Consider the following 2478-nt stretch of genomic DNA (forward strand, 5'->3'; position numbering starts at 1 on the left):
CATGTCCCGGTGGCGCACGGCGCACATCCATGTGCGCCGCCCTTCGGGTGTGCGTTTGCTAACGCGAGCTACGAGCTTCGCAGCGCTGGAAGTGATGACTGAAATCAGGCTTGAGCCAAAGCTCAACTGCCAAAGCAACTGCAACTGCAGCAACAGCACGGCGAACGCCAACACTGATTCACAGCATGCGATTCCGGGCCAGAGACAAACACTCGCCCAAACAAAAAGGGCCGGCTAAGCCGACCCTTTTTGCTTCACCGGCGAATCTCGCCGATCAATCAACCCGCGTTGCGATCGCGCCGCTGGCCCGGCTGACCCGCGCCGGCACCGCCACCGCGGTGCTGCTTCGGGCCCGCGTGCGCATGACGCGCCGGCGGCTTGCCGTGCGGACGATGCGCCGGCTTGCGCGGCGCGTTGGCGCCGGCGCGATTGCCGCCCGGAGCGCCGGGACGACGCGCGCCCGGAGCGTCGGAACCCATGCGGATCGGACGCGACGGCTCGAAGCCGGCGACCGTCACCATCTCGATGTCGTCCTTGAGGATGCGCTGGATCTGACGCAGCAGACCGCCCTCGTCCGGCGACACCAGCGACAGCGCCTCACCGGTCAGACCGTTGCGGCCGGTGCGGCCGATACGGTGAACGTAGTCCTCGGCCACCATCGGCAGATCGAAGTTGATCACCAGCGGCAGGCTCGGAATGTCCAGGCCGCGCGCGGCGACGTCGGTGGCGACCAGCACGCGGGCCTTGTTCGCCTTGAAATCGCGCAGGGCTTTCTGACGCTGCGCCTGGCTCTTGTTGCCGTGGATCGCGACCGACTTCAGACCAGCTTCTTCCAACTGCTCGGACAAACGGTTGCAGCCGTGCTTGGTGCGGCCGAACACGATCACCTGATCGTTCGGACGCGACGCGAGGATCTGGATCAGCAGGTCGCGCTTGCGGCCGCCGTCGACCGGATGCACGCGATGGGTGATCGCGTCGGCGACGACGCTGTTGGAGGCGATCTGCACCTGCTGCGGGTTGCGCATGAACTCCAGCGCCAGCTGCTTGATCTGCGCTTCGAACGTCGCCGAAAACAGCAGGGTCTGACGCTGTGGCGGCAGGCGGCCGAGGATGCGCTTGATCGCGGGCAGGAAGCCCATGTCGAGCATGCGGTCGGCTTCGTCCATGACCAGCACTTCGACCGCGTCGAGCTTGGCGCTGCCGCGCTCGAGGTGATCGATCAGGCGGCCCGGGGTGGCGACCAGCACGTCGACGCCGCGACGCAGCGCGTCGAGCTGCGGGCCCATGCCGGCGCCGCCGAAGATGGCGTGCACGTTCAAGCGCAGGTACTTGGCGTAACCGCGCAGGCTGTCGCTGACTTGCAGCGCGAGCTCGCGGGTCGGGGCCAGGATCAGCACGCGCGGCTTGCGCTGGCTGTTGCCCGGCGTGGTGGCCAGACGGTGCAGGAGCGGCAGACCGAACGCAGCGGTCTTGCCGGTACCGGTCTGGGCGCCGCCGAGCAGGTCGTGCCCTGCCAGGGCCAGCGGGATCGCTTCGGCCTGGATCGGGGTGGGATTGATGTAGTTCTGTTCGGACAGCGCGCGCAGCAGCGCGGGCGCAAGCCCAAGCGATTCAAACGTCATGTTGGAACTCCAGTGGTTCGCGATGCGCGCACGCGACGCGCCCGATGGAACGGACGCGCGAACGAGACGATCGCGTGATGACCCCAGCGTTCCCTTGAACCGCGCTGCGAGTATCTAAATTTGACGACGCCGGAAGCTCCGGGCCGTGTCTGCGCTACGAAAGACGTGCGGGATAAAAAGTCGCGCCGGCGAATCCGAGAACTCGGTGCGGGGCGACAGGCAACCTGGGAAACGTACCCTTGCGGGGAGGCAGCCGTGCGCTGAACGGCGCGAACTGTACGCGAAACCGGACCGAACCGCCAGTTTTGCGAGGTTGGAGGCGTTAGCGGGCGGTCATGTGGTGGCGGGTTTGAGCTAGACGCTGATTAGCCGGGGTTGATTGCCTGAATGGGGCTGGGGCGTTTGAGTGGTTGTGCGCGGCCGAAACTGCTTGTTGCGGTTGCTTATCGGGGAAACCAACACCCGAAATTGCATGGTGATGTCGTCGTTTTGGCCTTCGTGGTTGCCAGCTGGCCCCGCCCGGCCCGACATCTGTCGGGCTGTCTCCTGTAGGAGCTGCGCGAGCTGCGACCGCCATACGACCGATCGCGGCGCGGGTCGCGGCGAATCGCGCAGTGGGTGCGGTTTCGCGGTCGCAGCTCGCGTAGCTCCTACAAAGGGTGCTTCGTGGCATCGATGCGGCTTGGATGGAACGTCCGACTCAGATCCGCGATCCAATAGTTCCGCGCGCTGCTCTGGCTTATGCCTCATTTCGCCGTCCACCACCAGCGCTGCGAGGCCCCTAGCTCGCGTTAGCAAAAGCACACCCGAAGGGCGGCGCACATGGATGTGCGCCGTGCGCCACCGAGACAGGATG

The 2478-nt window shown here is 66.0% G+C and carries 2 protein-coding genes; one reads left to right on the forward strand and one right to left on the reverse strand.

What is annotated here, in order from left to right; all coding sequences use genetic code 11:
- Positions 1-238, forward strand: a 238-nt coding sequence (locus ASD86_RS27735) for a hypothetical protein (protein WP_235567695.1), incomplete at its 5' end; no start/stop codon positions are given.
- 40 nt (positions 239-278) lie between these two features.
- Here the strand turns inward: ASD86_RS27735 and ASD86_RS07895 are convergent.
- Positions 279-1622: a DEAD/DEAH box helicase gene (locus tag ASD86_RS07895; RefSeq protein WP_056109058.1), complete on the reverse strand. Its 1344-nt coding sequence runs from the start codon at positions 1620-1622 to the stop codon at positions 279-281.
- Positions 1623-2478: the final 856 nt, after the last annotated feature.

The sequence above is a fragment of the Lysobacter sp. Root690 genome (assembly GCF_001427785.1).
In the GTDB taxonomy this organism is placed as follows: domain Bacteria; phylum Pseudomonadota; class Gammaproteobacteria; order Xanthomonadales; family Xanthomonadaceae; genus Lysobacter.